At 57.0% G+C, this 25,980-nt stretch carries 25 protein-coding genes; 14 read left to right on the top strand and 11 right to left on the bottom strand.

Annotated features, from left to right (window positions below):
* The first annotated feature begins 178 nt into the window (after nt 1-178).
* From uxuA to F3J36_RS05180, 5 genes are all read left to right on the top strand, one after another.
* Nucleotides 179-1,357: a mannonate dehydratase gene (gene uxuA / locus F3J36_RS05200; RefSeq protein WP_166719080.1), complete on the top strand. Its 1,179-nt coding sequence runs from the start codon at nt 179-181 to the stop codon at nt 1,355-1,357.
* 64 nt (nt 1,358-1,421) lie between these two features.
* Complete coding sequence (locus tag F3J36_RS05195) at nt 1,422-2,903, top strand: fructuronate reductase (protein WP_166719079.1); 1,482 nt, start codon at nt 1,422-1,424, stop codon at nt 2,901-2,903.
* On the top strand, nt 2,900-4,318 hold the full coding sequence (uxaC, locus tag F3J36_RS05190; protein WP_166719078.1) for a glucuronate isomerase: 1,419 nt from the start codon (nt 2,900-2,902) through the stop codon (nt 4,316-4,318). Before F3J36_RS05195 ends, uxaC begins: the two co-directional genes overlap by 4 nt.
* Before the next feature lie 74 nt (nt 4,319-4,392).
* The gene (gene uxuR, locus F3J36_RS05185) at nt 4,393-5,169 is read left to right on the top strand and encodes a Uxu operon transcriptional regulator (protein WP_031280188.1); all 777 of its coding nucleotides are present in this window, start codon (nt 4,393-4,395) and stop codon (nt 5,167-5,169) included.
* A gap of 260 nt (nt 5,170-5,429) precedes the next feature.
* The gene (locus tag F3J36_RS05180; protein ID WP_166719077.1) at nt 5,430-5,600 is read left to right on the top strand and encodes a hypothetical protein; all 171 of its coding nucleotides are present in this window, start codon (nt 5,430-5,432) and stop codon (nt 5,598-5,600) included.
* Here the strand turns inward: F3J36_RS05180 and F3J36_RS05175 are convergent.
* The 3 genes from F3J36_RS05175 to pth all read right to left on the bottom strand — a co-directional run bounded on the left by F3J36_RS05175 (nt 5,597) and on the right by pth (nt 8,397).
* Entirely contained in the window at nt 5,597-6,211 is a 615-nt protein-coding gene (locus tag F3J36_RS05175; protein WP_166719076.1) for a Fic family protein, read from the bottom strand. The two genes, F3J36_RS05180 and F3J36_RS05175, sit on opposite strands and share 4 nt — an antisense overlap.
* 399 nt (nt 6,212-6,610) lie before the next feature.
* Nucleotides 6,611-7,702 (bottom strand): redox-regulated ATPase YchF, encoded by a 1,092-nt coding sequence (ychF, locus tag F3J36_RS05170; protein ID WP_021509931.1) that lies wholly within the window; start codon nt 7,700-7,702, stop codon nt 6,611-6,613.
* 107 nt (nt 7,703-7,809) lie between these two features.
* Entirely contained in the window at nt 7,810-8,397 is a 588-nt protein-coding gene (gene pth / locus F3J36_RS05165) for an aminoacyl-tRNA hydrolase (protein WP_021509932.1), read from the bottom strand.
* 261 nt (nt 8,398-8,658) lie between these two features.
* On the opposite strand from pth, the gene ychH reads away from it, so the two are divergent.
* A complete protein-coding gene (gene ychH / locus F3J36_RS05160) occupies nt 8,659-8,937 on the top strand; it encodes a stress-induced protein YchH (RefSeq protein ID WP_021509933.1) in 279 nt (92 codons plus the stop codon).
* Here ychH and F3J36_RS05155 read toward each other — a convergent pair.
* The 4 genes from F3J36_RS05155 to lolB all read right to left on the bottom strand — a co-directional run bounded on the left by F3J36_RS05155 (nt 8,934) and on the right by lolB (nt 12,894).
* Complete coding sequence (locus tag F3J36_RS05155) at nt 8,934-10,103, bottom strand: diguanylate cyclase (protein ID WP_166719075.1); 1,170 nt, start codon at nt 10,101-10,103, stop codon at nt 8,934-8,936. The two genes, ychH and F3J36_RS05155, sit on opposite strands and share 4 nt — an antisense overlap.
* A gap of 225 nt (nt 10,104-10,328) precedes the next feature.
* The gene (gene prs, locus F3J36_RS05150) at nt 10,329-11,276 is read right to left on the bottom strand and encodes a ribose-phosphate diphosphokinase (protein ID WP_006118899.1); all 948 of its coding nucleotides are present in this window, start codon (nt 11,274-11,276) and stop codon (nt 10,329-10,331) included.
* Between the two features lie 137 nt (nt 11,277-11,413).
* Entirely contained in the window at nt 11,414-12,271 is an 858-nt protein-coding gene (gene ispE / locus F3J36_RS05145; RefSeq protein ID WP_166719074.1) for a 4-(cytidine 5'-diphospho)-2-C-methyl-D-erythritol kinase, read from the bottom strand.
* Nucleotides 12,268-12,894: a lipoprotein insertase outer membrane protein LolB gene (gene lolB / locus F3J36_RS05140; protein WP_021509937.1), complete on the bottom strand. Its 627-nt coding sequence runs from the start codon at nt 12,892-12,894 to the stop codon at nt 12,268-12,270. Before lolB ends, ispE begins: the two co-directional genes overlap by 4 nt.
* A 216-nt stretch (nt 12,895-13,110) precedes the next feature.
* Here lolB and hemA point away from each other — a divergent pair, with 216 nt between their 5' ends.
* The 6 genes from hemA to kdsA are packed head-to-tail and all read left to right on the top strand — an operon-like array spanning nt 13,111 to nt 18,417.
* A complete protein-coding gene (hemA, locus tag F3J36_RS05135) occupies nt 13,111-14,367 on the top strand; it encodes a glutamyl-tRNA reductase (protein WP_021509939.1) in 1,257 nt (418 codons plus the stop codon).
* A 41-nt stretch (nt 14,368-14,408) separates the two neighbouring features.
* On the top strand, nt 14,409-15,491 hold the full coding sequence (gene prfA, locus F3J36_RS05130; protein WP_058780680.1) for a peptide chain release factor 1: 1,083 nt from the start codon (nt 14,409-14,411) through the stop codon (nt 15,489-15,491).
* Complete coding sequence (prmC, locus tag F3J36_RS05125) at nt 15,491-16,321, top strand: peptide chain release factor N(5)-glutamine methyltransferase (protein WP_166719073.1); 831 nt, start codon at nt 15,491-15,493, stop codon at nt 16,319-16,321. Before prfA ends, prmC begins: the two co-directional genes overlap by 1 nt.
* Before the next feature lie 9 nt (nt 16,322-16,330).
* Nucleotides 16,331-16,729 (top strand): SirB2 family protein, encoded by a 399-nt coding sequence (locus F3J36_RS05120; RefSeq protein WP_166719072.1) that lies wholly within the window; start codon nt 16,331-16,333, stop codon nt 16,727-16,729.
* Nucleotides 16,726-17,535 carry an invasion regulator SirB1 gene (gene sirB1, locus F3J36_RS05115; RefSeq protein WP_166719071.1) on the top strand — a complete coding sequence of 270 codons (810 nt, stop codon included), beginning with the start codon at nt 16,726-16,728 and terminating at the stop codon, nt 17,533-17,535. Before F3J36_RS05120 ends, sirB1 begins: the two co-directional genes overlap by 4 nt.
* Nucleotides 17,536-17,562: 27 nt before the next feature.
* On the top strand, nt 17,563-18,417 hold the full coding sequence (kdsA, locus tag F3J36_RS05110; RefSeq protein WP_166719070.1) for a 3-deoxy-8-phosphooctulonate synthase: 855 nt from the start codon (nt 17,563-17,565) through the stop codon (nt 18,415-18,417).
* Nucleotides 18,418-18,715: 298 nt separating this feature from the next.
* Here kdsA and F3J36_RS05105 read toward each other — a convergent pair whose 3' ends face one another.
* The 3 genes from F3J36_RS05105 to chaA all read right to left on the bottom strand — a co-directional run bounded on the left by F3J36_RS05105 (nt 18,716) and on the right by chaA (nt 22,121).
* Nucleotides 18,716-19,390 carry a hypothetical protein gene (locus F3J36_RS05105; RefSeq protein ID WP_247653127.1) on the bottom strand — a complete coding sequence of 225 codons (675 nt, stop codon included), beginning with the start codon at nt 19,388-19,390 and terminating at the stop codon, nt 18,716-18,718.
* A gap of 276 nt (nt 19,391-19,666) precedes the next feature.
* A complete protein-coding gene (locus F3J36_RS05100; protein WP_247653126.1) occupies nt 19,667-20,794 on the bottom strand; it encodes a DDE-type integrase/transposase/recombinase in 1,128 nt (375 codons plus the stop codon).
* Between the two features lie 235 nt (nt 20,795-21,029).
* Nucleotides 21,030-22,121, bottom strand: coding sequence for a sodium-potassium/proton antiporter ChaA (chaA, locus tag F3J36_RS05095; RefSeq protein ID WP_021508693.1), 1,092 nt, complete (start codon nt 22,119-22,121; stop codon nt 21,030-21,032).
* Between the two features lie 371 nt (nt 22,122-22,492).
* Here chaA and chaB point away from each other — a divergent pair, with 371 nt between their 5' ends.
* Nucleotides 22,493-22,723 (top strand): putative cation transport regulator ChaB, encoded by a 231-nt coding sequence (chaB, locus tag F3J36_RS05090; RefSeq protein ID WP_021313035.1) that lies wholly within the window; start codon nt 22,493-22,495, stop codon nt 22,721-22,723.
* 238 nt (nt 22,724-22,961) lie between these two features.
* Nucleotides 22,962-23,633, top strand: coding sequence for a gamma-glutamylcyclotransferase (locus F3J36_RS05085; RefSeq protein ID WP_166719068.1), 672 nt, complete (start codon nt 22,962-22,964; stop codon nt 23,631-23,633).
* Nucleotides 23,634-23,635: 2 nt separating this feature from the next.
* On the opposite strand, the gene F3J36_RS05080 is transcribed toward F3J36_RS05085, so the two are convergent.
* Nucleotides 23,636-25,045 carry a serine/threonine-protein kinase gene (locus F3J36_RS05080; RefSeq protein WP_166719067.1) on the bottom strand — a complete coding sequence of 470 codons (1,410 nt, stop codon included), beginning with the start codon at nt 25,043-25,045 and terminating at the stop codon, nt 23,636-23,638.
* Nucleotides 25,046-25,980: the final 935 nt, after the last annotated feature.

The following is a 25,980-nucleotide window of genomic DNA, read 5'->3' as shown; positions in this document are numbered from 1 at the left end:
CGGTATTTGTGATCTGGTTAACCAAAATCATTTATCAGGTTGACTTCCACCGGTGAAAAGCCGAATTTGACGCTGCGCAGGCACTTTTTATGACTCAGAAAGCGCTTTGCTTGTGAAATTGGTCAACCAAAATGAAAGGGCTTTGAGGGTGATGCTCAGGCCCGCAGGAGAAAACGACATGAAGCAGACCTGGCGCTGGTATGGCCCTGACGATCCCGTTTCACTCGCCGATGCCCGACAGGCGGGCGCTACCGGCATTGTGACTGCCCTGCATCACATCCCGAACGGCGAGGTGTGGCCGGTTGAGGAGATTTTGCAGCGCAAAGCGATGATTGAGGCGGCCGGGCTGGTCTGGTCGGTGGTGGAGAGTGTGCCGATCCATGAGGAGATCAAAACCGGCAGCGGGCAGTGCCAAAAGTGGATCAGCCACTATCAGCAGTCGCTGCGCAATCTGGCGCAGTGCGGCATCCACACCGTATGCTACAACTTCATGCCGATTCTGGACTGGACGCGCACCGATCTGGCGTTCGAGCTGCCGGATGGCGCGAAAGCGCTGCGCTTCGATCAGATTGAATTTGCGGTATTCGAGCTGCATATCCTGCAGCGTCAGGGCGCAGAAAATGATTACAGCGCTGACGAGATAGCCCAGGCCGCTGCGCGCTTCGCCAGCATGAGCGAAGAGCACAAGCTGCGGCTGACGCGTAACATCATCGCCGGATTACCTGGCGCGGAAGAGGGCTACACGCTGGCGCAGTTCCGTGCTCAGCTGGCGCGCTATGACGGCATCGACAAAGCCCGGCTGCGCGAAAACTTTGCCACGTTCTTGCGCGGCATTATCCCGGTCGCTGAAGAGGTCGGTATTCGTATGGCGGTACATCCGGACGATCCGCCGCGCCCGATCCTCGGCCTGCCGCGTATCGTCTCCAGTGCCGACGACCTGCAGTGGATGATCGACACCATCGACAGCCCGGCCAACGGCTTCACGATGTGTACCGGCTCCTACGGCGTACTGGCGGAAAATGATTTAGCCGGCATGGTGAAACGTTTTGGGCCGCGCATCTATTTTGCCCATCTGCGCTCAACCCGGCGTGAAGCCAACCCCAAAACCTTTCACGAAGCCGCGCACCTTGGCGGTGATGTCGATATGTTTGCGGTGATTAAAGCGATTGCCGAAGAGGAGCAGCGCCGTCGTAATGCGGGGCAGGAAGACCTGATCCCGATGCGGCCCGACCACGGGCATCAGATGCTGGACGATCTGCATAAGAAAACTAACCCGGGCTACTCCGCGATTGGCCGGCTGAAAGGTCTGGCTGAGATTCGTGGCGTTGAGCTGGCGATACACCGCGCCTTTTTCTGACGCCGATCGCCCTGTACCGCTTGCCCGGCGGACGCGCAGTCGCGCCGGACATTGAGGAGTTCACATGCAACACAACCTTGCCGACGCCAGCATTAAGGTGGCGCGGCCCGCATGGCAGCAGCAGCGGCTGGTGCCGCGCATCGTGCACATCGGCTGCGGTGCGTTTCATCGCGCGCATCAGGCGCTCTATCAGCACCATCTGCTGGAGATAAGCGACAGCGACTGGGGCATTTGCGAGGTCAACCTGATGTCGGCCAGCGGCAGACAGCTGGTGGAACAATTGCGCGCGCAGAATTTGCTCTACAGCGTCACCGAGCAAGGTGCGACGCGTCATGACGTCAAAATCATTGGTTGCGTGCATTCCGCGCTGCACCCGGCACTGGACGGTTGTGACGGCATTCTTAACGCGCTTACCCGCGCGGAAACCGCCATCGTCTCGCTGACGGTAACCGAAAAAGGCTATTGCACTCATGGCGCAACCGGGGAACTGGACAGCACCCATCCGCTGATCGTGCACGATCTGGCCCATCCCCGGCAGCCGAAATCCGCCATTGGCTTTATCGTTGAGGCGCTGCGCTTGCGGCGTGAAGCCGGGTTAGCGCCTTTTACCGTGCTGTCATGCGACAATCTGCGTGATAACGGCCACGTCGCGCGGGCTGCGGTCATCGGTCTGGCACAACGGCAGGATGCGGCGCTGGCGGCATGGATTGAGCAACAGGTCACGTTTCCCTGCACCATGGTTGACCGCATCGTGCCGGCCGTGACGGAAGAGACGCAGCGCGAGATTACCGGGCTGCTGGGCATCGCCGATCCCTGCGGTGTCGCCTGCGAACCGTTTCGTCAATGGGTGATCGAAGATAACTTCGTGGCGGGACGTCCCGACTGGCAGCGCGTTGGTGCTGAATTTGTTCCGGATGTCGCCCCCTACGAGTTGATGAAACTGCGTCTGCTGAATGGCACGCACTCGTTTCTGGCATATCTCGGCTACCTCGGCGGTTGTGAAACTATCGCTGATACCATGCAGCTGCCCGCTTACCGTCAGGCCGCGCTGTCGCTGATGCTGACTGAACAGCGTGCCACGCTGACGATGCCGGCAGGCAGCGATCTGAACGCGTATGCGCATCAACTGCTTGAGCGCTTCAGTAATCCGTCGCTGCGCCATCGCACGGCGCAAATTGCCAGCGATGGCAGTCAGAAACTGCCACAGCGCATGCTGGATTCGCTGCGCTATCATCTGCACCACGGCAGTGACTGCCGGCATCTGCTGCTCGGCATCGCGGGCTGGATGCGTTATATCCTCGGCGAAGACGAAAAAGGCGAGCGCTACCCGGTGGCTGATCCGCTGGTCGCTAAGTTTGAGCGGATTAATCAGCAGTTTCCTTCAGGCCCCGCCCGCGTGCAGGCGCTGCTGGGCATTAACGAGATCTTCGCGGACGACTTACCCGCCAATCCGGCCTTTGTTGCCGCCCTGCAACACACCTATGACCGCCTGTGCCAGCAGGGTGCCAGAGCCGCGGTTGCATCCCTCAATCCGGAGGCCAAATGAAGCGTTTTATGGATGACGATTTTCTGTTGCACAGCGAGGTGGCGCGTCGCCTGTATCACGACGTGGCGGCGGGGATGCCGATCTATGATTATCACTGCCACCTCAATCCGCAGGAGATTGCAGAAGACCGTCAGTTTGCCAACCTCGGGCAAATCTGGCTGGAGGGCGATCACTACAAATGGCGCGCACTGCGCGCGGCAGGCGTGGCGGAATCACTGATCACCGGTAACACCACCAGCGATTACGATAAATACCTGGCCTGGGCGCAGACCGTGCCGAAAACGCTTGGCAATCCGCTCTATCACTGGACGCATCTGGAGCTGCGCCGGCCGTTCGGTATCACTGACACGCTGTTTGGACCGGAAACTGCACCGCGCATCTGGCATGAGTGTGCGGAGAAGCTGGCCACGCCTGAATTTTCCGCGCGCGGCATCATGCGCCAGATGAACGTACGCATGGTGGGCACCACTGACGATCCGATCGACTCCCTGCAGTACCATCGTCAGATAGCTGAAGACAGCAGCTTTGATATTGAGGTGGCACCGAGCTGGCGTCCGGACCGGGTGTTCAAGATTGAGCTGGAAGGATTCAGCGATTACCTGACCCGGCTGGAAGCCGCCGCGGATGTCAGTATCGACAGCTTTGATGCGCTGCGTGTGGCGCTACTGCGCCGTCTGGACCACTTTTCCGCCCATGGCTGCCGCGCCGCCGACCACGGCATTGAAACGCTGCGCTATGCTACGGTGCCAGCCGACAGCGTGCTGGATGGCATCCTCAACAGACGCCGTAGCGGTATGGCGCTGAGCGAGCTGGAGATTGCGCAGTTCAGCACCGCTGTGCTGGTGTGGCTGGGCGCGGAGTATGCCCGCCGCGGCTGGGCGATGCAGTTACACATCGGTGCAATCCGCAATAACAGCACGCGCATGTTCCGTCAGCTCGGCCCGGACAGCGGTTTCGATTCCATCGGCGATCATCCTGTTGCCTGGCCGCTGGCGCGCCTGCTGGACGCGATGGACACCAATGACCAGCTGCCAAAAACCATTCTTTACTGCCTCAATCCGCGTGACAACGAAGTGCTGGCGACCATGGCGGGTAACTTTCAGGGCGCAGGGATGGCGGGCAAGATGCAGTTCGGCTCTGGCTGGTGGTTCAACGATCAGCGTGACGGCATGCTGCGGCAACTGGAGCAGCTGGCGCAGATGGGGCTGCTCAGTCAGTTCGTTGGCATGCTGACCGATTCGCGCAGTTTTCTCTCTTATACGCGGCACGAATACTTCCGCCGCATTCTGTGTAATCTGTTTGGCGAGTGGGTGCGTGACGGCATTGTGCCGCACGATGAAGCCGCGCTGGGCGCGATGTTGCAGGATATCTGCTTCCATAACGCCCGACGCTACTTCACCCTTAACCCACGGTGAAAATCACGCCCTGTGTTATAGTGCAGGGTAGAAAATTTGGCGGCCTAATGTCTGAACCAGCAGAAAAGAGCGTTATGAAACCACAAGCTTCAGCACAGCGACCCTATCAGGAAGTGGGCGAGATGCTTCGCAACATGATTACGCAGAAACAGTACGCGATTGGCGAGCGGTTGCCGCCGGAGCGTGAACTGGCGATGCTGCTGAACGTCACGCGCACGCTGGTGCGTGAGGCGCTGATTATGCTGGAGCTGGAAGGGTTGATTGAAGTGCGACGTGGGGCAGGAATTTACGTGATCAACGACACGCCGGCACCGCGTGCCGCTGCGCAAACCGCCTGCAATGCCGCCGGTCCGTTTGAGATGCTGCAGGCCCGTCAGCTGCTGGAGAGTAATATCGCCGAATTCGCTGCGTTACAGGCGACGCGTGAAGACATCATCAAAATGCGCCAGGCGCTGGCGCTGGAAGAGCGTGAGCTGGCGTCAGGCGCAGTGAACGACAGCGAAAACGGCGACCGCAATTTCCACCTGGCGATTGCCGAAGCCACGCACAACAGCATGCTGGTGGAGCTGTTCAAACAATCCTGGCAGTGGCGCGAAGACAACGTGATGTGGAGCCAGCTGCACCGGCATCTGATCAACACCAACTACCGCAAAAAGTGGCTCGACGATCATAAAAAGATCCTCGCCGCCTTAATCAAGAAAGACGCGCGCGCCGCGAAACAGGCGATGTGGCAGCACCTGGAAAACGTCAAGCAGCTGCTGCTGGAGTTCTCCGATGTGGACGACATTGATTTCGACGGCTACCTGTTTGAGTCATGGCCGCTGTATGCCACTAACGGATCGGATAATTAGCCTGGCGACAGGACTTCAGAAAACATTCGCGCGGCCGCGTTGCTGCCATTCAGTTAATGAAACCGCAATTCGCACAATAGCCGTAGCGGCCCGATTCATCGCCTTGCGTGGGGTTTATTTACCGGGCTCATGAGATTGTTTGAAGCCTGATGGGACATCAGATTGCCGAGCCAGAAGGGAACGTGATGTTGGTTCAAAGCTTTGATATACTCTTGAGGCTATAGTGTCTTACGCAACTGCACTGATGTAGAGAGGGCTTAATGACCAACAACAGAAAAAAAGCGCATTCAGGTTATGCTAAACCTTCTCGCCCCGATATCATTCGTTCAGTAGCGACGTCAACGGCTGTTGAAACCGGCCAGTCCTCAGCTAGCGTCGAGGCTTCACTTGAAGCCGCGCGCAAAAAATTCGCACATCTTCGCCTGGCTTAGTGCCTTCTCAGTGCCCGACTGACCCAGTATTTCATTGGCGCGTAGTCCATTGACATACCAGCATGAATAGCCGAAATATACTGGGTTTTATTCTGCTCCCAGCTTTGATAATCCAGCGGTTTGTATCCTCCCTGAACCGCCATGACATCAGCTAACAGCCGCGACAAACGTCCGTTTCCTTCTCTAAAGGGATGTATAAGTATCAGCTCGACATGGGTAACGGCGATAGCGATGATGAGTTCTTCTTCGTCCATGTCGTTACAGGGCGTGTAATGCGCAAGATACTTGTTGTATTCGTTCAGCAGTTTTGGCAATTGTGCTGAGGGCGCAAACATAAAACCACCCTTACTAATATTGACCGTTCTTTCTTGTCCAGCCCACGCGTAGATGTTACCCAGCCAGCGGCGATGCCAGCTTTTTAGTAGCGCGACGTTAAGTTTCCCTTCGGGAAAGTTTTCTTCAAAAACTGACTGGTAGAGTTGTTCTAACAGAACAAGTTCTGCCTCGTTCATCTCAGTGGAATCGGTGAGCCCCAGCTTATTGGCCATGACCTGCTCGCCAGAGTCTTTTTCAAACTTACCTTCACTGCCAGCAACATGGTATCGGCTCATGAGTGCGCTCTGTAATAATGACAAATGCAGCGTAAGTATATTTAGGTCCATCAGGTTTATCAGCCACTCCTGCCTCGAAACCTTTCGTTCATCAGGATAAGTTAAATTGCTATATATCCAGGGATTACCGTTGGTTGCAGCCAGGCTGTACCTCAATAGCATCAGCCCGGTTGCCCGTTTCGATCAAACAGGTAATGTGGTTCGGTAAGGGGGAGCTATAAGTAGTGCTGCAGCCGAGATTTTGACCAGCCGCCATAAAGAGTGCGATGTGACTGGCGCTGGCAATTTATCCCCGCCCGTAAAAAGCATGTAATATAAAATCCACGCAATTGCGTAGATTTTATAGTTATTGCGCTCTCTATGAGGCTCGGTGAAACCTCATGAGACGGCACATTTCATTTAAACGTTAAACAGGAAGTTCATCACATCGCCATCTTTCACGATGTACTCTTTACCTTCTGAACGCATTTTGCCGGCTTCTTTCGCGCCTTGTTCACCTTTGTAAGTGATGAAATCTTCGAAGGCGATAGTCTGAGCACGGATAAAGCCTTTCTCGAAGTCGGTGTGGATTTTACCGGCTGCCTGCGGTGCGGTGGCGCCAACCGGGATGGTCCAGGCACGCACTTCTTTCACGCCTGCGGTGAAGTAAGTCTGCAGGTTGAGCAGGGCATAACCGGCGCGGATCACGCGGTTGAGGCCCGGCTCTTCCAGTCCCAGTTCGGCCATGAATTCGTCGCGCTCTTCATCTTCCAGTTCGGCAATGTCCGATTCCACTGCCGCACAGACCGGCACCACCACTGAGCCTTCGGCTTCAGCAATCGCGCGCACCTGGTCGAGATACGGGTTGTTCTCGAAACCGTCTTCATTGACGTTGGCGATGTACATGGTCGGCTTCAGCGTCAGGAAGCTGAGATAGCGGATCGCGGCTTTCTCATCGGCGTCCAGCGCCAGCGAGCGCAGCATACCGGCGTTTTCCAGATGCGGCAGGCACTTCTCCAGCGCGGCCAGTTCCGCCTTAGCATCTTTGTCGCCGCCTTTGGCTTTCTTCTGGCAGCGCTGAATAGCACGTTCGCAGGTGTCGAGATCCGACAGCGCCAGCTCGGTGTTGATGACATCAATATCTTCCGCCGGGTTTACTTTACCGGAGACGTGGATGATGTTGTCGTTTTCAAAGCAGCGTACCACGTGGCCAATAGCTTCTGTTTCACGGATGTTGGTCAGGAACTGGTTGCCCAGGCCTTCACCTTTGGACGCGCCTTTTACCAGACCGGCGATGTCCACGAACTCCATGGTGGTTGGCACCACGCGCTGTGGCTTAACAATCTCGCTCAGCTGATCGAGGCGCAGGTCAGGCATCGGCACCACGCCGGTGTTGGGCTCGATGGTGCAGAACGGAAAGTTGGCTGCTTCGATACCCGCTTTGGTCAGCGCGTTGAACAGGGTGGATTTACCGACGTTCGGCAGGCCCACAATACCGCATTTAAATCCCATGATCTTACCTTTCTCACTGAGTGTGCAGCGCTGGCAGACAGCGCCGACTGATTCAAAAATTTTCGCGCATTATACACAGAATTCCCTGCGGCGGCGCGGGAATTGGCTTAGCTGGCTTTGAAGGCGTGCAGGCGGTTCATCGCCTTGATCTTGTCCTCTTTCAGCCACAGCTCGGTGCAGCGCACCGCTTCGTCGACCGCCTCGTCAATCAGCTTCTGCTCGCTGGCCGGTGCCTTGCCGAGCACAAATCCGGTGACCTTGTTACGATCGCCCGGATGGCCGATACCGACGCGCAGGCGATGAAAATTGTTGTTATTACCGAGCTTGCTGATGATGTCTTTCAGGCCATTATGACCGCCATGGCCGCCGCCCTGTTTGAATTTCGCCACGCCTGGCGGCAGGTCCATTTCATCGTGTGCCACCAGAATCTCTTCGGGCGTAATGCGATAGAACGTTGCCATCGCCGCCACCGCTTTACCGCTCAGGTTCATAAAGGTGGTGGGCACCAGCAGGCGCACATCCTCGCCGGCCAGCGACAGGCGCGCGGTGTAGCCGAAAAACTTCGGTTCCTCTTTGAGGGACTGATTATGGCGCGAGCAAAGTAAATCCACATACCAGGCGCCAGCGTTATGGCGCGTTGCCGCGTATTCAGCGCCGGGATTGGCCAGCCCCACAATCAGTTTAATGCTGCTCACGATGTTTATCCTGTCTCGCTGCGAAAGGGCGATAGTTTACTGCCTGCCGGCGGGGATGACAAAGGGCGTAATGGCAGATTAATGACCTGAGGTGACTAATCAATTTCTATCGAAATCAAGGCACTGGCGGTAAAGTTTTGTCAGACATTGTGAAGGATGTGTGATCCTGTACGCATCTTAACCGCCAGCCATTGCCTAAACTTATGGCCAGTTAACCAAACGTGCTGTTTTCTGCGTTGCTGAAAAGGATGGAGGTGAATCATGAAACGTCAACACTGCCGCACCGTCGGTAATGGTTTGATGTGTCTCGGCTTGTTAACCATGGTGCTCGGGGTAGGTTATTCCATTATTAACCAGCTGCCGTCGGTCAACCTGCCGCAGTTCCTCGCGCATGGAGCGATGTTCAGTATTTTCGTGGGTGCGCTACTGTGGCTGGTCGGCGCACGCGTCAGCGGGCGTGAGAGAGTGGAAGACCGCTATTACTGGCTGCGTCACTACGGTGACAAACGCTGCCGTCGCGATCACCACTCAACGCACTAACCGGCTTCAGCCATTGCCGCCTGCGGCGTCTGATAACCTTCGACGCGGTTACGTCCGGCGGCTTTAGCGCGATACAAGGCTTCATCCGCCAGCGCCAGCAGAGCGGGAAACGCCTGATGCCGCTGGCTGGCAGTGGCAAAGCCAATGCTCACCGTATAACCGATGTCGTTGGGTAGCGACAGTTGTGTCGCCAGTCGGATACGCTCACATATGCGCTGCGCCTGCTCACTGTCGCCAGGAAGCAACGCGGCAAACTCCTCACCGCCCAGCCGGGCAAACTGCCCCTCAACCGGCATTAATGCTGTTACCACCTGACAAAAATCCACCAGCACCCGATCCCCCTGCTGATGGCCATAGCGATCGTTAATGCTTTTGAAATGATCGAGGTCGAACAGCACTGCACTGTAAATATAGGGCTGCGGCAAACGTGCGTGGCGCAGCAGCAGTTTTTCTGCGGCCTCAAACAATGCGCGCCGGTTCCAGACGCCGGTGAGCGGATCGTGTAGCGACGCCAGCTTATGGGCGATCTGCGTACGCTCATTGACCATCGCCAGGATAGTGAATGTGAGGCCGATGACGAAGAGGATCGACTCCAGAATCACATACACCGAAAAGCCGGAACCGCCAATGGCACCCGGTACCGGGGTGGCTACCGCATCGTCAAGGAAAATGCGTGCCAGGTGGAACAGTAAGTGGATCCACAGCAGTATCTGCGCGGGCCAGAAAGTGACGGTCAGCGTGGCGCGCGCCTGCCACAGCAGACGAATCAGCGCGGCGGTAAAGATGATGCACAGCAGGCACATGACCAGCACGCGTTTCGGCTGGCCGTAATAGAACTGCGGAAAGGCACAAAGCAGCGCCCACAACAGCGCGCCAGTGATCCAGCTAAAACCGAGTGGAAGGCGGCAAAAAGTACGAAAGGCGTTGAGCAGGGTGCCGTAGGCCAGCAGCATGATGGCATTCCCGACCGCCACCGGCAAAAAGTGCAAACCGGCGCTGCGCAGGCTGCTGAGCAGCACGGCGGCAAACGTCAGTATTAGCGTCAGGGTGGTAAAACCCAGCACCCGGTCGTACTGCGCCCCGACCCAGGCAAAAATCAAAATAATGCTCAGAAACCCCAGCACGTAGAGCTCGCAAATAAACAACGTATAAATGTCGAGTGGCATGGTGGTCGGAGTTCTCAGCAAAAGTGTGGTGAAAAATATCACTAATCACTGGACCGCTAAAGCCCGGATGCGCTTGTCTGATAAAAAGAGTGGAAGGCGGGGAGATTGGCGGAATTTGAGGCCATTTATCGCGCAAATAGTGGCGGCGGAAGCGGCTTTATCGGGATGTTACCCCGCGCACAGGCAATAAAAAACCGGGCAAGGCGCCCGGTTTTCCGCGAACAATTAATGTTCGAACATCGCCGAAATCGATTCTTCGTTGCTGATACGACGAATGGCTTCGGCCAGCATGCCAGACAGCGTCAGCGTACGCACGTTTGGCAGCGATTTCATCTCTTCCGACAGCGGAATGGTGTCGCAAACAATCACCTGATCAATCACTGATTTGCGCAGATTTTCCACCGCGTTGCCAGAGAAGATTGGGTGGGTAGCGTAAGCGAACACGCGTTTCGCGCCGCGCTCTTTCAGTGCTTCAGCCGCTTTGCACAGCGTACCGCCGGTGTCGATCATATCGTCGACCAGTACGCAGTCACGACCGGCAACGTCACCGATGATGTGCATCACCTGCGACACGTTCGCACGCGGGCGACGTTTGTCGATGATGGCCATGTCGGTGTCGTTGAGCAGTTTGGCGATAGCGCGAGCGCGCACCACGCCACCGATGTCCGGCGAAACCACAATCGGGTTTTCCAGACCAATCTGCAGCATATCTTCCAGCAAAATTGGGCTACCGAACACGTTATCCACCGGGACATCAAAGAAGCCCTGGATCTGTTCAGCGTGCAGATCAACCGTCAGTACACGGTCCACGCCGACGCTGGAGAGGAAATCAGCCACAACTTTGGCGGTAATTGGCACGCGGGCAGAACGCACGCGGCGGTCCTGACGGGCATAGCCAAAGTAAGGGATTACAGCAGTAATACGACCAGCAGAAGCCCGACGCAGCGCGTCGACCATCACAACCAGCTCCATCAAGTTATCATTGGTGGGGGCACAGGTGGACTGGATGATGAAAATATCACCACCGCGTACATTTTCATTAATCTGTACACTTACTTCGCCATCGCTGAAACGACCGACAGCGGCGTCTCCGAGGCTGGTGTAAAGGCGGTTGGCAATACGTTGTGCTAGTTCCGGGGTGGCGTTACCAGCAAATAGCTTCATATCAGGCACGAGAAGAACCTCAGGCTTGGCGTCCAGAGAATGAACCGCTCAAAAATAACCGGCGAATACATTTGAGCCTGTTCATACGGGTGTGTTAATGCGTCACATGCAGTGTCTGGAACAGGGTGACACTGTCACGTTTACGCTTAGAGCCCGGAAAGGGTGCGCTGTAACGGCGAGAGATTAAGCCCACGCGCCACAAATCCGCACATCCATTTCGGGGCAAGCTCCAGCACCTGACGAGCAGCGGACTCGGTGTCAAATTCAGCAAACACACAAGCGCCGGTCCCTGTCAGGCGCGACGGCGCGTATTCTAGCAGCCAGGAAAGCAGCGCATCAACCTCACGAAAACGTTTTCTTGCTACCGCTTCACAATCATTGTGAAAAGGACGCTGCAACAGTTCATCTAATGTGCGTATTGGTGAATCGCGCGTCAGTTCAGGATCGCGAAACAGATCCGGGGTAGCGATGCTGACGCCCGGATGGGCCACCAGATACCATTTTTCCGCCGGAAACGCAGGCTGCAATTGCTCGCCGACCCCTTCGGCAAACGCCGCGTGGCCGCGCACGAATACCGGCACATCAGCACCGAGACGCACGCCAAGCGTAGCCAGCTCATCCACGCTGAGCTGGGTGCGCCACAGATGGTTCAGCGCCACCAGCACCGTCGCGGCATCAGACGAACCACCGCCCAGACCACCGCCCATCGGCAGGCGCTTCTCCAGTGCGATCCGGGCACCGGCCTGCGGCGGCAGCGTGCCTTTGTCCGCCGCCGCCGCACGCAGCGCCAGCGCCGCCCGTACGATCAGGTTGTCTTCATCGGCCACGCCGTCGAGCGGCGTCAGCAGGGTGATACTGCCGCTGTCATCCGGGGTAATCTCCAGGGTGTCGCCAACATCGAGAAACTGAAACAGCGTCTGCAAATTGTGGTAGCCGTCTGCACGACGGCCGGTAATGTAGAGAAACAGGTTGAGCTTTGCCGGCGCGGGCCAGGTGGTGATCATTGTGTGGTCCAGCTATCCATGCGCAGTTTAATGCGCTGACCGCCTTCGGTCAGTTCGAGGTTGGCCGGCAGCGGCGGGTTCACCTTGCTGTCGTAATCGCTGATATTCACCTTCCATTGCTGGCCGTTGCGGCTGTAGGTCAGGCTTTGCAGCTGATAATTGTTGTTCAGCTGATAGTCGCTGGCGTCGCCTGGCAAACCCATCATCCACTGACGCAGGTTCGCCAGCGGAATATCCATGCCGGTGAGCTGGGAAATCATCTTCTCCGCGTCGTTGCTGACGTAGCGTTTGCCTTTGTTATCGACAATCTGCACCACTGAACCCTGCGCGTCGAGCTGCAGTTCTGTGCTGCCGAGCGGGTTAGTCAGCAGCAGACGGTAGCGGTCTGCGGCTGTTTGCTGCCAGTTGAAGCGGGCATAAACCTTCTGCTTATCCGACAGATAGGCAAAAGCGCCGCGCGTCTGGTACTGAGTAATTTTCGCTACCGCCTGCTGGTGTTGCTGCCACTGCGGCGATGTCGTGCTGGGACCGGGACCTTGCTGGGGTTTGTTGATGCTACAGGCAGCCAGCAACACGCTGGCAAGGGGCAAAAGGCGCAACAGCTGGCGCGGGGGCAAATGCATCACGTGGTCGTCTCCTCAGACACGTTTTTACGTCGTAACCGGTAACGCTAACCATCCGTCTCTGTGCCGTCAATGGCGATGTCAGGATAATTGCGCACGATCAGTTTAATCTTATTACAGTCATAGGCTTTGTATGGCTTTTCTTGATCTGTTGCATCTTGTAGAATGCGCAGCACAAAACCTGACAATTATTGGGACTTCCCAACCCGAATCACCATGACGCTGCTTGCTCTCGGAATCAACCACAAAACCGCACCTGTTGCGCTGCGCGAACGTGTTTCGTTCACGCCAGACACGCTGGACCAGGCGCTGAACAGCTTGCTGTCTCAGCCGATGGTGCAGAGCGGGGTGGTGCTTTCTACCTGTAACCGGACGGAACTCTACCTCAGCGTAGAGCAGCAGACCGATCTGCAGGAGCAGCTGGTGCGCTGGTTGTGCGAGTATCACGACTTACGTGAAGAGGACGTGCGCAACAGCCTGTACTGGCATCAGGACAACGCGGCGGTCAGCCATCTGATGCGCGTGGCCAGCGGGCTCGACTCGCTGGTGCTGGGCGAGCCACAGATTCTCGGTCAGGTCAAAAAAGCCCATGCTGACTCCTCGCGCGACCATGCGCTGAGCAGCGAGCTGGAACGCATGTTCCAGAAAACCTTCTCGGTGGCCAAGCGTGTGCGCACCGAAACCGAAATTGGTGCCAGCGCGGTGTCGGTCGCCTTTGCTGCCTGCTCCTTAGCCCGTCAGATTTTCGAATCACTTAGCAGCGTTAACGTGCTGCTGGTTGGTGCTGGTGAAACCATCGAACTGGTGGCGCGTCACCTGCGCGAACACAGCGTGCGCAAACTGATGATCGCCAACCGCACGCGCGAACGCGCACAGCTGCTGGCGGACGAAGTGGGCGCCGAAGTGATCGGCCTTGCCGATATCGAAACCCGCCTGGCCGATGCCGATATCATTATCTCCTCCACCGCCAGTCCGCTGCCGATTATTGGCAAAGGCATGGTGGAACGGGCGCTGAAGGCGCGCCGCAATCAGCCTATGCTGCTGGTCGATATCGCCGTGCCGCGCGATGTTGAGCCGGAAGTGGGCAAGCTCGCTAACGCCTACCTGTACAGCGTGGATGATCTGCAGGCGATCATTGAGCAGAACATGGCGCAGCGCAAAGCGGCGGCGGTGCAGGCGGAAAGCATTGTGGTGCAGGAGAGCGGTGAATTTATGGCCTGGCTGCGTGCGCAAAGCGCCGGTGAGACCATCCGCGAATACCGCGCGCAGGCCGACGACGTGCGTGCCGAGCTGCAGGATCGCGCGCTGGCGGCGTTGCGTCAGGGTGCTGATGCCGAAAAAGTCTTACAGGAGCTGGCACACAAGCTCACCAACCGTTTAATTCATGCACCAACCAAATCACTGCAGCAGGCCGCGCGCGATGGCGACAGCGAACGCCTGCAGATCTTACGTGACAGCCTCGGTTTAGAGTAATCTGGTCTGTCACGACCTATCACTGGGATACCCTCTATTAGATGAAGAGCTCGATTGTTGCCAAGCTGGAAGCGCTGCAGGAACGCCATGAAGAAGTTGAAGCGTTACTGGGTGATGCCGGCGTAATTGGCGATCAGGACCGTTTCCGCGCGTTATCACGTGAATATGCCCAGCTGAGCGACGTCACCCGTTGTTTCCGCGAATGGCAGCAGGTGCAGGAAGATGTCGAGACGGCTGAAATGCTGCTCGACGATGCGGAAATGCGCGACATGGCGCAGGAAGAGTTAAAGCTGTCGCGCGACAAGCGTGAGGTGCTGGAACAGCAGCTTCAGGTGCTGCTGCTGCCGAAGGATCCCGACGATGAACGTCCGTGCTTTATCGAAGTGCGTGCCGGTACCGGTGGCGACGAAGCGGCGATTTTCGCCGGCGATCTGTTCCGCATGTACAGCCGCTATGCCGAAGCGCGCCGCTGGCAGGTGGAGATCATGAGCGCCAACGATGGCGAGCATGGCGGCTACAAAGAAGTGATTGCGCGTATCACCGGTGACGGCGCCTATGGCCGCATGAAGTTTGAATCCGGCGGCCATCGCGTGCAGCGCGTGCCGGAAACCGAATCGCAGGGGCGCATTCACACCTCCGCCTGTACCGTGGCGGTGATGCCGGAGCTGCCGGAAGCCGAACTGCCGGACATCAATCCGGGCGATCTGAAAATCGACACCTTCCGCTCTTCCGGCGCGGGCGGTCAGCACGTTAACACCACCGATTCGGCGATCCGTATTACCCACCTGCCAACCGGCATCGTGGTGGAGTGCCAGGATGAGCGCTCGCAGCACAAAAACAAAGCCAAAGCGCTGGCGGTACTGGGCGCACGCATTCACGCCGCGGAAATGGCGAAGCGCCAGGCGGCGGAAGCCTCGACGCGGCGTAACCTGCTGGGCAGCGGCGACCGTTCCGACCGAATCCGTACCTATAACTTCCCGCAGGGGCGCGTCACCGATCACCGCATTAACCTGACGCTCTACCGCCTCGACGAAACCATGGAAGGCAAGCTGGATACGCTGATCGAGCCGATTGTGCAGGAGTATCAGGCTGACCAGCTGGCCGCACTGGCCGGGCAGGAGTGATGAACGTCCGGCGCTGGCTGCAGCAGGCGCAGGCTGCGTTGTGCGGAGGCGATAGCCCGAAGCGCGACGCGGAGATTCTGCTGGGTTTTGTCACCGGCAAGTCGCGCAGCTGGCTGGTTGCGTTTGATGGCAGCCCGCTCGATGATGCGCAACTGGCGCAGCTGGAGACGTTACTGGCACGCCGCGTGCGCGGTGAGCCAATTGCGCATCTGGTGGGCGAACGCGAGTTCTGGTCGCTGCCGCTGCGCGTCAGTGATGCCACGCTGATTCCGCGTCCGGATACTGAAGTGCTGGTGGAGCAGGCGCTGCTGCGGCTGCCCGCGACGCCGTCCGCGGTGCTTGACCTCGGCACCGGCACCGGCGCCATTGCGCTGGCGCTGGCCAGCGAGCGGCGAGATTGTCTGATTACCGGCTGCGACCGCATTGCCGCTGCGGTTGCGCTGGCGCAGGATAACGCCCAGCGCCTGCACCTCACCAACGCCGGATTTGTGCTCAGCCACTGGTTCGACGACCTGCCCGCCCAACGTTTCGATCTGATTGTCAGCAATCCGCCTTACATTGATGCCGCCGATGAACATCTGCAGCAGGGCGACGTGCGTTTTGAGCCGCTCAGCGCGCTGGTGGCGGAGGAGGCCGGGCTGGCCGATTTACGATTAATCATTGAGCGCGCGCCGCACTGGTTGCAGCCGCAGGGTTGGCTGCTGCTGGAACACGGCTGGCAGCAGGGCGAGGCTGTACGCGCGCTGCTAATCCGTAATGGCTTTCAGGCGGTCACCACCGTTGAGGATTACGGCGGCAATCCGCGCGTCACGCTTGGACAACTTACTTAAGGAAGCACTATGGCCAGCTGGTATCCGCTAATTAAAAATTTCCATCTGCTGACAGTCGCGATCACCATCACACTGTTTCTGCTGCGTTTTTACTGGCTGACCACCGGATCTGCCCTGCTGCAGCGCCGCTGGGTGCGCATTGTGCCGCACGTCAACGATACATGCCTGCTGCTCAGCGGTGCACTGCTGGTGCTGATTACCCACTTTTATCCGTTTACCCCACAAGGAAGCTGGCTGACGGAGAAGCTGTTAGCGGTTATCATCTACATCGCCTTAGGTTCCGTGGCATTGAGTCGTCGCCCGCGCAGCATGGCGACCCGCTGGGTCGCCTGTTTAGTCGCCGTGGTCGCATTATTGCTGGTGATTAAACTGGCGATGACCAAAATGCCGTTATTGGGGATAGTATGACCTCGCCAGTGCAACTTGATTACAGTGAAACACCGTTAAGTGAAGCGGTGATTGGCGCGACCTGCGCCATACGCAATGATTTTTCCGCGCCTTCCGTCCAGCAGCAGCTGGCTGACCTGGTTGAAGAGGCGCGGCGCTATGTCAGTAGCGAACAGGATGCGGATCTGCAGCTCGAGAAGCTGCTCGATCTGTTTTACCAGCAGTGGGGCTTTGGCGGTGCCAGCGGCGTCTACAATCTGTCAGACGCGCTGTGGATCGATAAAGTGCTGAAGAGCCGGCAGGGGACGGCGGTATCGCTCGGCGTGATTCTGCTGCACATTGCGGATGAGCTTGAGCTGCCGCTGATGCCGGTGATTTTCCCGACGCAGCTGATCCTGCGTGCCGACTGGTTCGACGGTGAAATGTGGCTGATCAACCCGTTTAACGGTGAAACGCTCGACACCCATACGCTGGAAGTGTGGCTGAAAGGCAACATCAGCCCGACGGCAAAGCTCTACTCTGACGACCTCGATGAAGCGAAAACCGTCAGCGTAATGCGCAAAATGCTCGACACGCTGAAAGCAGCGCTGATGGATGAGAAGCAGATGGAACTGGCGCTCAACGTCAGCCAGGTGCTGCTGCAAATCGACCCGGACGATCCCTATGAGATTCGCGACCGCGGTTTGATTTACGCCCAGCTGGAGTGCGAGCATATCGCACTGAACGATTTGACCTATTTCGTTGAACAGTGTCCTGAAGACCCGGTCAGCGAGATGATTAAAGTGCAGATCCACGCAATTGAACAGAAACAGGTGACGCTGCACTAAGCGTCCCCCGACATTTAAGGAAAGGGCATGACACAGAAAGTAGTGAGTATCGGCGATATCAAGGTCGCAAACGATCTGCCATTTGTTCTCTTCGGCGGCATGAACGTGCTGGAATCCCAGGATCTCGCCATGCGCATCTGCGAACATTACGTGAAGGTAACCGACAAGCTCGGCATTCCGTATGTGTTCAAAGCCTCTTTTGACAAAGCCAACCGCTCTTCCATTAAGTCTTACCGTGGTCCTCGCCTCGACGAAGGCATGAAAATTTTCCAGGCGCTGAAGCAGGCGTTCGGCGTGAAAATTATCACTGACGTGCACGAAAGCTGGCAGGCGCAGCCGGTCGCCGACGTGGTGGATGTGATTCAGCTGCCGGCCTTCCTGGCACGTCAGACCGATCTGGTGGAAGCGATGGCGAAAACCGGTGCCGTGATCAACGTGAAGAAGCCGCAGTTCGTCAGTCCGGGCCAGATGGGCAATATCGTCGATAAGTTTGCCGAAGGCGGCAACGACAAGGTGATTCTGTGCGATCGTGGCAGCAACTTCGGGTATGACAACCTGGTGGTTGATATGCTCGGTTTCAACGTGATGAAGAAAGTCACTAACAACAGCCCGGTGATTTTTGACGTCACCCATGCGCTGCAGACGCGCGATCCGTTTGGCGCGGCTTCGGGCGGTCGTCGTGCGCAGGTTGCCGAACTGGCGCGTGCGGGCATGGCGGTAGGTATCGCCGGTCTGTTCATCGAAGCGCACCCGGAACCGAACAGCGCCAAATGCGACGGCCCGTCCGCGCTGCCGCTCGATAAGCTGGAACCGTTCCTGGCGCAGATGAAAGCGATTGACGATCTGGTTAAAAGTTTCCCGGAGCTGGATACCAGTAACTGATTTGTCATAGCAACAGCAAAGGCACCCGCGGGTGCCTTTGTAATAGAATGGTAAATTCTGTCGCAGGCGCTTAACAACGAAGGGATTACATAAAGTATCAACTGAAATTGACCGTCAAAACCATCTAAAATATTTCACGTAGATAGCACCCATGGCAATGACCCACAGTAGAGTCAATAACAGTCCATAATGAGGGAAAAGCGCTGTCAAAAGTATTCCACCTGCTACCGCCGCAATCACCGGTATTAGTGAAGAAAAGACTGACTTAACCATGCATAGAACCAGGAAAAGATTCGTTTCATTTTGTCAGTAACCGTTCTACTAATGCCAGTATTTGCTCATCATTTGTTGAGCCGGATTTGTTTAAGTAAATAATTTTAGACATTTCAGGTTCTATGAGATAATAAAGCATTTCTAATTTCTGTTGATACAGATTGAAATAATACTCCGGATCCGCAAATTTCAAATGCTGAGCTGCTGTTGCAGCGATTTGTATTTTCCCATAAAATTTTAACACTGTGACACTATAAAGCGAAGTCCGGTCAATCACATCAACCAGCGAGCTCTTAAAAACTTTAGATTCGGTAACTATGCGCGCGACAAGAAATGAAATGGTGAGTTTTGAAGCTTTACCGCTTGTATAATTAGCCGCCTTTTCAGTAAGTTGGCGCACCAGATTTTGAACATTATGTTCACTGAGACGCGCAGGTTTTTTTCTAAAGTAGATTTCAACCATATCAAGGATGACATCATGTCGTGAAAAAACCTGTGGCAGAGCTGAAAACATACGAACATCTTCACTTCTCAGTCGTTTACATACATCTTTGTAATCATCAAAAACGCAGGAACCATACCAGCTAGCTCTTTCAATTCCCGAGGCAACCGTGGTACTGGCGGTTCGCGTTTCTTCACGCAGTTGCGCCAGTGCTTTTTCAAAATTGAGTGCAATTGTACGATCAGCCTGAAGCTTCAATTTCAGAATTGACGTATGGAATGTTCACTGGAAATAATAAATAATGACTGGCAGCCAGAGTTCATGCAGTCAACATTTTAACTTCTGCGGGTAAACAGAAAATTAGCAATAAACTATTCGATTTAAGGCTTAATTTTTAGCAAATAGCTGGCAGGGCCAGATGTGCTAATGGCTGTTATTAAGCCGTAAAGATATCTTTATCCAGGTGCGCATGAAGGTACGACCGGGCACATGGGTAACAGATCAGACCGGGCACACAGGTAACACTTTTTGTGGTCAGTCGATCCGGATAATACGCTTTTCTGCCCGGTCATAATACGCAAGGATGAGCCTGTCGAAGAGGATGACGTCAATGCCGTCGTCCACTTCCAGGAACCGCACGTACTCGCCCCGTAACGCCGCGCTCAGGAAGGTTCGCCCGTTCAGCCTCAGGTCGCCTTTTTCGCCGACTTTGTACAGCTTCGCCCCCTCCGGATAGCCCACCTCCGGCACTTTTCCGTCCCATCTCCGCGGTGAAGGCGTCCATATTTTCGCGGGCGGCTGCTGCCCGTGCGCCTCATGCGGCTTTTCCTGATTGAACTCGTTCCGCCATCCGCGGCACCACGCCTGCTGCTCCGGCAGCGAACCAAAGACGTCGTGATGGCTCATGGCGACCTTCAGCGACCGGTGCATCCGCTCGTGGCGGGCGTTCTGCCCCGGACAGCCCGGCGCGGTTCTTTCCGGCTGTATCCCCAGCTTTATCAGCCACACGCTCAGCTGCGTCAGCGCGAGGATGCCCGGCGCAACGAAGGGCGAGCCGTTGTCGGTGCGGATAACGTCGGGCAGCCCGCCTTCCAGGAAGGCCCTTTCCATGCAGCCGCGCACGAACACCGTGGTCTCCGACGTGCCCGGCTCGCAGGACAGCAGGTAGCGGCTGTGGTTATCGGTAAGCGTGAAGGGGCGGCACCAGCTGCCGTCTTTCAGGCGGAAGCGCCCTTTAAAATCAGCGCTCCAGACGTGGTTGTTCCTCACGGGCGTCGTGAGACTGCGCAGGTTGCCCGGCGTTCGCTTACGCGGCGTCCGCGGCTGCACCATTCCCGCCGCCTTCAGCAGGTCGCCGATGGTGCTAGCGGCGGGCACGATGAAGTCAGCGCCGTTGCTGAGGAACCAGTGGCGGATTTTTTTTGGCCCCCAGTCGGGGTGCTGCTGGCGGAACTGAACAAGGCGCGCGGCGATGTCGGGGGCGATTTTATCGGGCTGGAGATGGCGGGCGCGGGAGAGATTTTCAAGCGAGGAGAGCTCGCCGGGGTTAAAGCGGCTGAGCCACTTGTAGCCGGTTTTGCGGCTGATGCCGTGGCGGTGACACAGCTGCGTCATGGATTCCCCGCCTGCCTGGCAGGCGAGGATGAATTCAAGGCGTTGCATGGTAACAGTCTCAGTCCAGGGCATAGTGAGTCTCCTCTGCTATGCCGTTTATAACTGTTACCCATGTGCCCGGTCTAAAGTGTTACCCATGTGGCCGGTTTGTACCTGAATGCGCACCTTACATTGTACGGTCGCCGTTCATGGCGACCGATTCACCTGGTGCGCATGAATGCGCATCCTGCGCTGTAGGGTCGCCATTTATGGCGACCGTATCACCCCTATACTCAGTTCAGCGTCACAGCATAATCGTCAGCAGATAACCGGCAAACAGGGCCAGATGCGCTGCGCCGTTGAGCACGTTGGTGCGGCCAGTGGAGAACGAGATGTGGCACAGAATCAGCACCGCGCTCATCACCACCATATGCGGCGGCTCAAGGCCGAAAATCAACTGCTGACCGGTCAGGGTGGCAATAATGGTCACCGTCGGCACCGTCAATGAAATGGTGGCCAGCACCGAACCGAAAAACAGGTTCATCGCGCGCTGCACCTGATTCATCAGCACCGCCTTGATTGCGCCCAGACCCTCAGGCGACAGAATCAGCAGCGCGACGAGGAAACCGGTAAACTGCTCCGGCGCGTTCATTTCAGTGAGCAGCATTTCCAGCGAGTTGGCGTTCATCTTGGTCACGCTAATCACCGCAATCAGATGCACAATCAGCCACGCGGTGTGCCACAGCGAGCTGTGCGCGGAAGGTTTGCCGTGATGCGGGTCGCCATCATCGCTCTCGTCTTCATGCTCGTAAACAAACAGGCTCTGGTGGGTTTTGGTCTGAATCAGCAGGAACACGCCGTACATCGCCGCAGAGATCGCCGCAATAATCAGCGCCTGCGCGGTGGTGAAATTGCCGCCGGGCAGGGCATTGGGAAACACCAGCACCAGAATCGCCAGCGGGAAAATGGCGATCATGTACTGCTTCACGCCGGCCAGGTTAACGTACTGGGTGGCAAATTTACGCCCGCCAAGCAGCAGGGCACAGCCCACCAGTCCGGCGGTAACGATCATGATGATGGAGTAGAGCGTATCGCGCATCAGCGCGGGCGCTGCATCGCCGGTCGCCATCAGCGCCGAAATCAGGCTCACTTCCAGAATTACCACTGACAGGCTGAGGATCAGCGAGCCGTAAGGTTCACCTAACCGGTGCGCCAGAACGTCGGCGTGACGTACTACGCTGAAGGCGCTGCTTAAAATCGCCACCAGCGCCAGCAAATTGATGCCGATCACCGGCAGAAGCGCTGTCTGGCCGCCAAAAAAGCTCAGCACCGCCAGCGCCAGAATCGGGAAAATCAGCGAATATTCGCTGTGTCGGGTCTTCTCATGTCCAGCCATGCGCCATCCTCTTCGGCAAAAAGAACAAAAAAACAGGCAATTGCTGCCTGATAAATATAGTGACTCATCTGACGAAGCGCAGTGTAACTTTTCGCCACTGCTCACGCAGATTTTTTACGCGTTTTTACTTTTTGTCCTTTTTATCTGAACGTAGCGAAATTCGCGTTAATCAGCGAATTAAGCCTTTTCATCAGCAGGTTAATAGTGCGTATTTCTCATCTATCCTGCGTGAAAGGAGGAAGAACAGAACCGAATGATCTGGCCTTATCCTCACTACCCGCCTTTTTTGCTGGCAGAAGTATGAAATAGCAGGTTTGCTTTTTTGCCGTTCTCTTCCAGACTTATACAGGGAACCTGAAACAGGAGGAACTATGCCTTATTCATCGAACCGGGAACTGCCGGACAGCGTGCGCCACGTGCTGCCGGGCCATGCGCAAACCATCTACCAAAAGGCGTTTAACAGCGCCTGGGATCAGTATAAAGATGAAGACGATCGTCGCGGTGATGAATCGCGCGAGCAGGTGGCACATAAAGTCGCCTGGGCGGCGGTCAAAAAAGAGTACGCCAAAGGCGAGGACGACAAGTGGCATCCTAAACACTAGCTTCCGCGCGGGCCACTGCGGCCCGCTTCACACTTCTCCGCGCTTCGTTCAAGAATCCTGCCAGGCAGCCGATGCTATTTACAGATAATTTCCCCTTTGTGATCGGGGTCAATCTTGAAACGTTTATGGCAAATGCATTACTGTCTTGTCTTAAGTCGACGCCGCGGGCGCCGCCTGTAAAATCGCAGATTCAGGGAGCCATAACGACAGGAAGGTCAGCGCAGTAGAGGAGATCGCAGTGTTAACCCGGGAATTCTTACTAAAAGCGGATTGCAAAACTTCATTTGGTGATATTGACGAAGCGCTGCTGTGGAGCTGTGAGAAGCGCGCCGCGTCGCTCTGCGCCACGCTTGCCTGTCGTCCCGATAAAAGCCCGGTGTGGATCTTCGGCTACGGTTCCCTGATGTGGAACCCGGTCTTTGAAGCGGAAGAGGTGGCGACCGGACGGCTTGAGGGCTGGCACCGTGCTTTTTGCCTGCGGCTGACCGCCGGACGCGGCACCGTTGCCGCACCAGGACGGATGCTGGCGCTGAAAGAGGGCGGTTCTACCAGTGGTCTGGCGTTTCGCTTGCCGGAAGCGCGCCTGCATGAAGAGCTTGAGCTGCTGTGGAAACGGGAAATGATCACCGGCTGCTATCTGCCCACCTGGTGTGAACTGACGCTGGAGGATGGCCGCACGGTTACGGCGCTGGTGTTTATCATGGATCCGCGTCATCCGCTGTATGAAGCCGACTCCTGCCGCAGCACCATTGCTCCGCTGATCGCTCAGGCCAGCGGCCCGCTCGGCAGCAACGCGCAGTATCTGTTCTCGCTGGAACAGGAGCTGGGCAAACGCGGCATGCAGGAAGAGGCGTTAACGCGCCTGGCGGCCGAAGTGCGCGCGCTGCAGCAGAGCGCCGCGCGCGGCTAACCTCAATTACCCGGATTAATCAGCCAGGTGCCCGGCTGGTTAATCGTCAGCATCTGGCTGCGCACCTGGCTGCCGTGATGCACTTCAATACGATAGCTGCCTGCCGCCAGATTCAGCGAGGCGAAACCGCTGCTGGCGGGTTTCACATCCTTCGCTTCGCCGTTCAGCACGATATTTTCCCCTGCCTGCAACTGTAGATAAACCGTCGCCATGGTTGGTGCGCTGCTGGCGGGTGCGCTGCTCGCTGATGGGGTCACCGCCGGGGCGCTGCTTGCCGCCACCGGCGGTGCGTCGCTCGGGCGATTGGCTTTCCACACTACGACCACCACGGCAAGCAACGCCACGGCAGCGGCAGCGAGCAGGGCAGGCGACAAACGGCGCACATTGCGCGGCGTTACCGGTTCAATCGCGGCGGCAGCATGATTAACCGCCATTACCTGCGGTTCCGGCACGGCCGCTACCGGCTCCGGCGCGGACTGGCTCTCCACCGGGAAGGTCGTCACCAGCGCTTCGACATCGCTCACCGGCAGATCGATCAGCCGGGCAAAAGCATCAATACTCTGTGGCCGGTCTTCCGGCTTCATCGCCAGCGCGCAGTCGATCGCGTGCAGCAGCGGCAGCGAATACCCCTCAGGCTTGCGCTCCACCAGCGGCTGGTAGTTATCTTCAATGCAGCGCACCACGCTGACCGGCGGCGCGTGGCCGGTGATCAGCGTATGCAACACCGCGCCCAGCGCGTAGATATCGGTCCAGGGGCCCTGTTCGACTTCTCCCTCTTCGCTGTACTGCTCAATTGGCGCGAAGCCCGGCTTGAGCATGATCTCGGTTTCATCCGACAGGTTGCCAATCTCTTTGCGCGCCGAGCCAAAGTCGAGCAGCACCGGCAGCTGATTTTCCTGAATCTGAATGTTATCGAGCGAAATATCACGATGCAGGTAACCGGCGGTGTGAATGGTGTTGATGGCACCAAACAGCGGCGGTAACAGACGGCGAATCCACGCTTCGTCAATGCTGTCCGGGCTGGTGAGCTGCCACTCTTTCAGCGTCATGCCGCTGTAGTAGAGCGTGCCCATGTAAGCCGTGCCGTTCTCTTCCCAGAAACGCAGGACGTGCAGCAGACCGGGATGATTGAAGCGCGCCAGCAGCCTTGCCTCCTGAATAAAGCTGTTGCGTCCGGCATTAAACAGTTTCTGGAAGCGCTCGCCGCGCAGTTCCAGCGCCAGATCCGCACCGCGTACCGCCAGTGACACCGGCATGTACTCTTTGATGGCGATGGTGCGTTCCAGCTGATGATCCCAGGCGCGGTAGACAATGCCAAAGCCGCCGCCGCCAATCACTTCCTTGATTTCAAACTCGTTAAACCGGTAGCCCGCAGGCAGGGCATTGGGGGTATGATTTTCGTTTGCCGACATAGTGAGCTCTCTGAACACGTCCTGTAGCGCCCCGTCACGCCGGTGACGGCAGGCAACAACCGCTAATTAATTAATGTTACGCCAGGCACCAATTGCCGGATCGGCCAGATCGGCGTGCAGGGTGTCAATCAGTAACACAGTCACTTTTTGCTGTGGCATAAACTGCGGCGACCAGATGCCGCGTAAGCTATCAACCCGCGATTTCACCGCTTCGCTATCCGTGCCGGTGTTTTTATCCATTTTAATCAGCAGCGTACCGCTGAAGCGCCAGACGTGCTGCTGAGCATCAAACGGCAGCACCAGCCAGCTATCGCTGGCATCGGGCCGCGTGACAATCATGCGCTGTTTGTTCACCGCTACCACCTCCAGCGGCGTGCGGGTCAGCGTGAGATCGGCGATGGGATAACCCTGCAGGAACGTCACCGTCTGGCTGCGCGTTTTGCCGTCACTCAGCAGCGTCATCGCCGCCGGACCTTCCAGCCAGCCCTCGGTTGAGCAATGCTGCTGCGGGTTCTCAGGAATAAACAGCGAGCCGCCGTTTTCATCCCACCAGGTACGGAAATGGCAGCCGCCGGGCAGGGCGAAGTGCTGCAGCGGCGTGCTGTCGGCCGGACGCGATAAATCCAGCGGCGCCGCGGTATTGGCGCTGGCGCTGGCGGTCGCGTCGTTAAGGATGATCGGCCGCCAGTTCTGCAGTTTTGCCGCGCTACCGTTAGCCAGCACGCTGCCCTCTTTGCTGGTCATCTGCCAGGGGATCTCATCCAGCAGGCCGCACTGGTTCGCCAGCAGCGTACCGACGCGCGGCAGGAAGCTGGTAAGAATGCTGGTGTCGCTGCTTTTACCGGACACGATGCGCAGCGGCAGCGTCTCTTTACACCAGTCGTCGGGCGCATTACTGGCAACGTTATCGATATAGACTTCCAGCGACAGGCTGG

The organism is Pantoea sp. Cy-640, assembly GCF_011752635.1.
Classification (GTDB): domain Bacteria; phylum Pseudomonadota; class Gammaproteobacteria; order Enterobacterales; family Enterobacteriaceae; genus Pantoea; species Pantoea dispersa.
The sequence above is the reverse complement of the archived record's forward strand: the minus strand, read 5'-3'. Positions and strand labels throughout refer to the sequence as shown.

Excerpts from the sequence above, each read along its gene's own strand:
- uxuA (WP_166719080.1), top strand. The coding sequence starts at position 179 with ATGAAGCAGACCTGGCGCTGGTATGGCCCTGACGATCCCGTTTCACTC.
- F3J36_RS05195 (WP_166719079.1), top strand. The coding sequence starts at position 1,422 with ATGCAACACAACCTTGCCGACGCCAGCATTAAGGTGGCGCGGCCCGCA.
- uxaC (WP_166719078.1), top strand. The coding sequence starts at position 2,900 with ATGAAGCGTTTTATGGATGACGATTTTCTGTTGCACAGCGAGGTGGCG.
- uxuR (WP_031280188.1), top strand. The coding sequence starts at position 4,393 with ATGAAACCACAAGCTTCAGCACAGCGACCCTATCAGGAAGTGGGCGAG.
- F3J36_RS05180 (WP_166719077.1), top strand. The coding sequence starts at position 5,430 with ATGACCAACAACAGAAAAAAAGCGCATTCAGGTTATGCTAAACCTTCT.
- F3J36_RS05175 (WP_166719076.1), bottom strand. The coding sequence starts at position 6,211 with ATGAGCCGATACCATGTTGCTGGCAGTGAAGGTAAGTTTGAAAAAGAC.
- ychF (WP_021509931.1), bottom strand. The coding sequence starts at position 7,702 with ATGGGATTTAAATGCGGTATTGTGGGCCTGCCGAACGTCGGTAAATCC.
- ychH (WP_021509933.1), top strand. The coding sequence starts at position 8,659 with ATGAAACGTCAACACTGCCGCACCGTCGGTAATGGTTTGATGTGTCTC.
- F3J36_RS05155 (WP_166719075.1), bottom strand. The coding sequence starts at position 10,103 with ATGCCACTCGACATTTATACGTTGTTTATTTGCGAGCTCTACGTGCTG.
- ispE (WP_166719074.1), bottom strand. The coding sequence starts at position 12,271 with ATGATCACCACCTGGCCCGCGCCGGCAAAGCTCAACCTGTTTCTCTAC.
- lolB (WP_021509937.1), bottom strand. The coding sequence starts at position 12,894 with ATGCATTTGCCCCCGCGCCAGCTGTTGCGCCTTTTGCCCCTTGCCAGC.
- hemA (WP_021509939.1), top strand. The coding sequence starts at position 13,111 with ATGACGCTGCTTGCTCTCGGAATCAACCACAAAACCGCACCTGTTGCG.
- prfA (WP_058780680.1), top strand. The coding sequence starts at position 14,409 with ATGAAGAGCTCGATTGTTGCCAAGCTGGAAGCGCTGCAGGAACGCCAT.
- prmC (WP_166719073.1), top strand. The coding sequence starts at position 15,491 with ATGAACGTCCGGCGCTGGCTGCAGCAGGCGCAGGCTGCGTTGTGCGGA.
- F3J36_RS05120 (WP_166719072.1), top strand. The coding sequence starts at position 16,331 with ATGGCCAGCTGGTATCCGCTAATTAAAAATTTCCATCTGCTGACAGTC.
- sirB1 (WP_166719071.1), top strand. The coding sequence starts at position 16,726 with ATGACCTCGCCAGTGCAACTTGATTACAGTGAAACACCGTTAAGTGAA.
- kdsA (WP_166719070.1), top strand. The coding sequence starts at position 17,563 with ATGACACAGAAAGTAGTGAGTATCGGCGATATCAAGGTCGCAAACGAT.
- F3J36_RS05100 (WP_247653126.1), bottom strand. The coding sequence starts at position 20,794 with ATGCAACGCCTTGAATTCATCCTCGCCTGCCAGGCAGGCGGGGAATCC.
- chaA (WP_021508693.1), bottom strand. The coding sequence starts at position 22,121 with ATGGCTGGACATGAGAAGACCCGACACAGCGAATATTCGCTGATTTTC.
- chaB (WP_021313035.1), top strand. The coding sequence starts at position 22,493 with ATGCCTTATTCATCGAACCGGGAACTGCCGGACAGCGTGCGCCACGTG.
- F3J36_RS05080 (WP_166719067.1), bottom strand. The coding sequence starts at position 25,045 with ATGTCGGCAAACGAAAATCATACCCCCAATGCCCTGCCTGCGGGCTAC.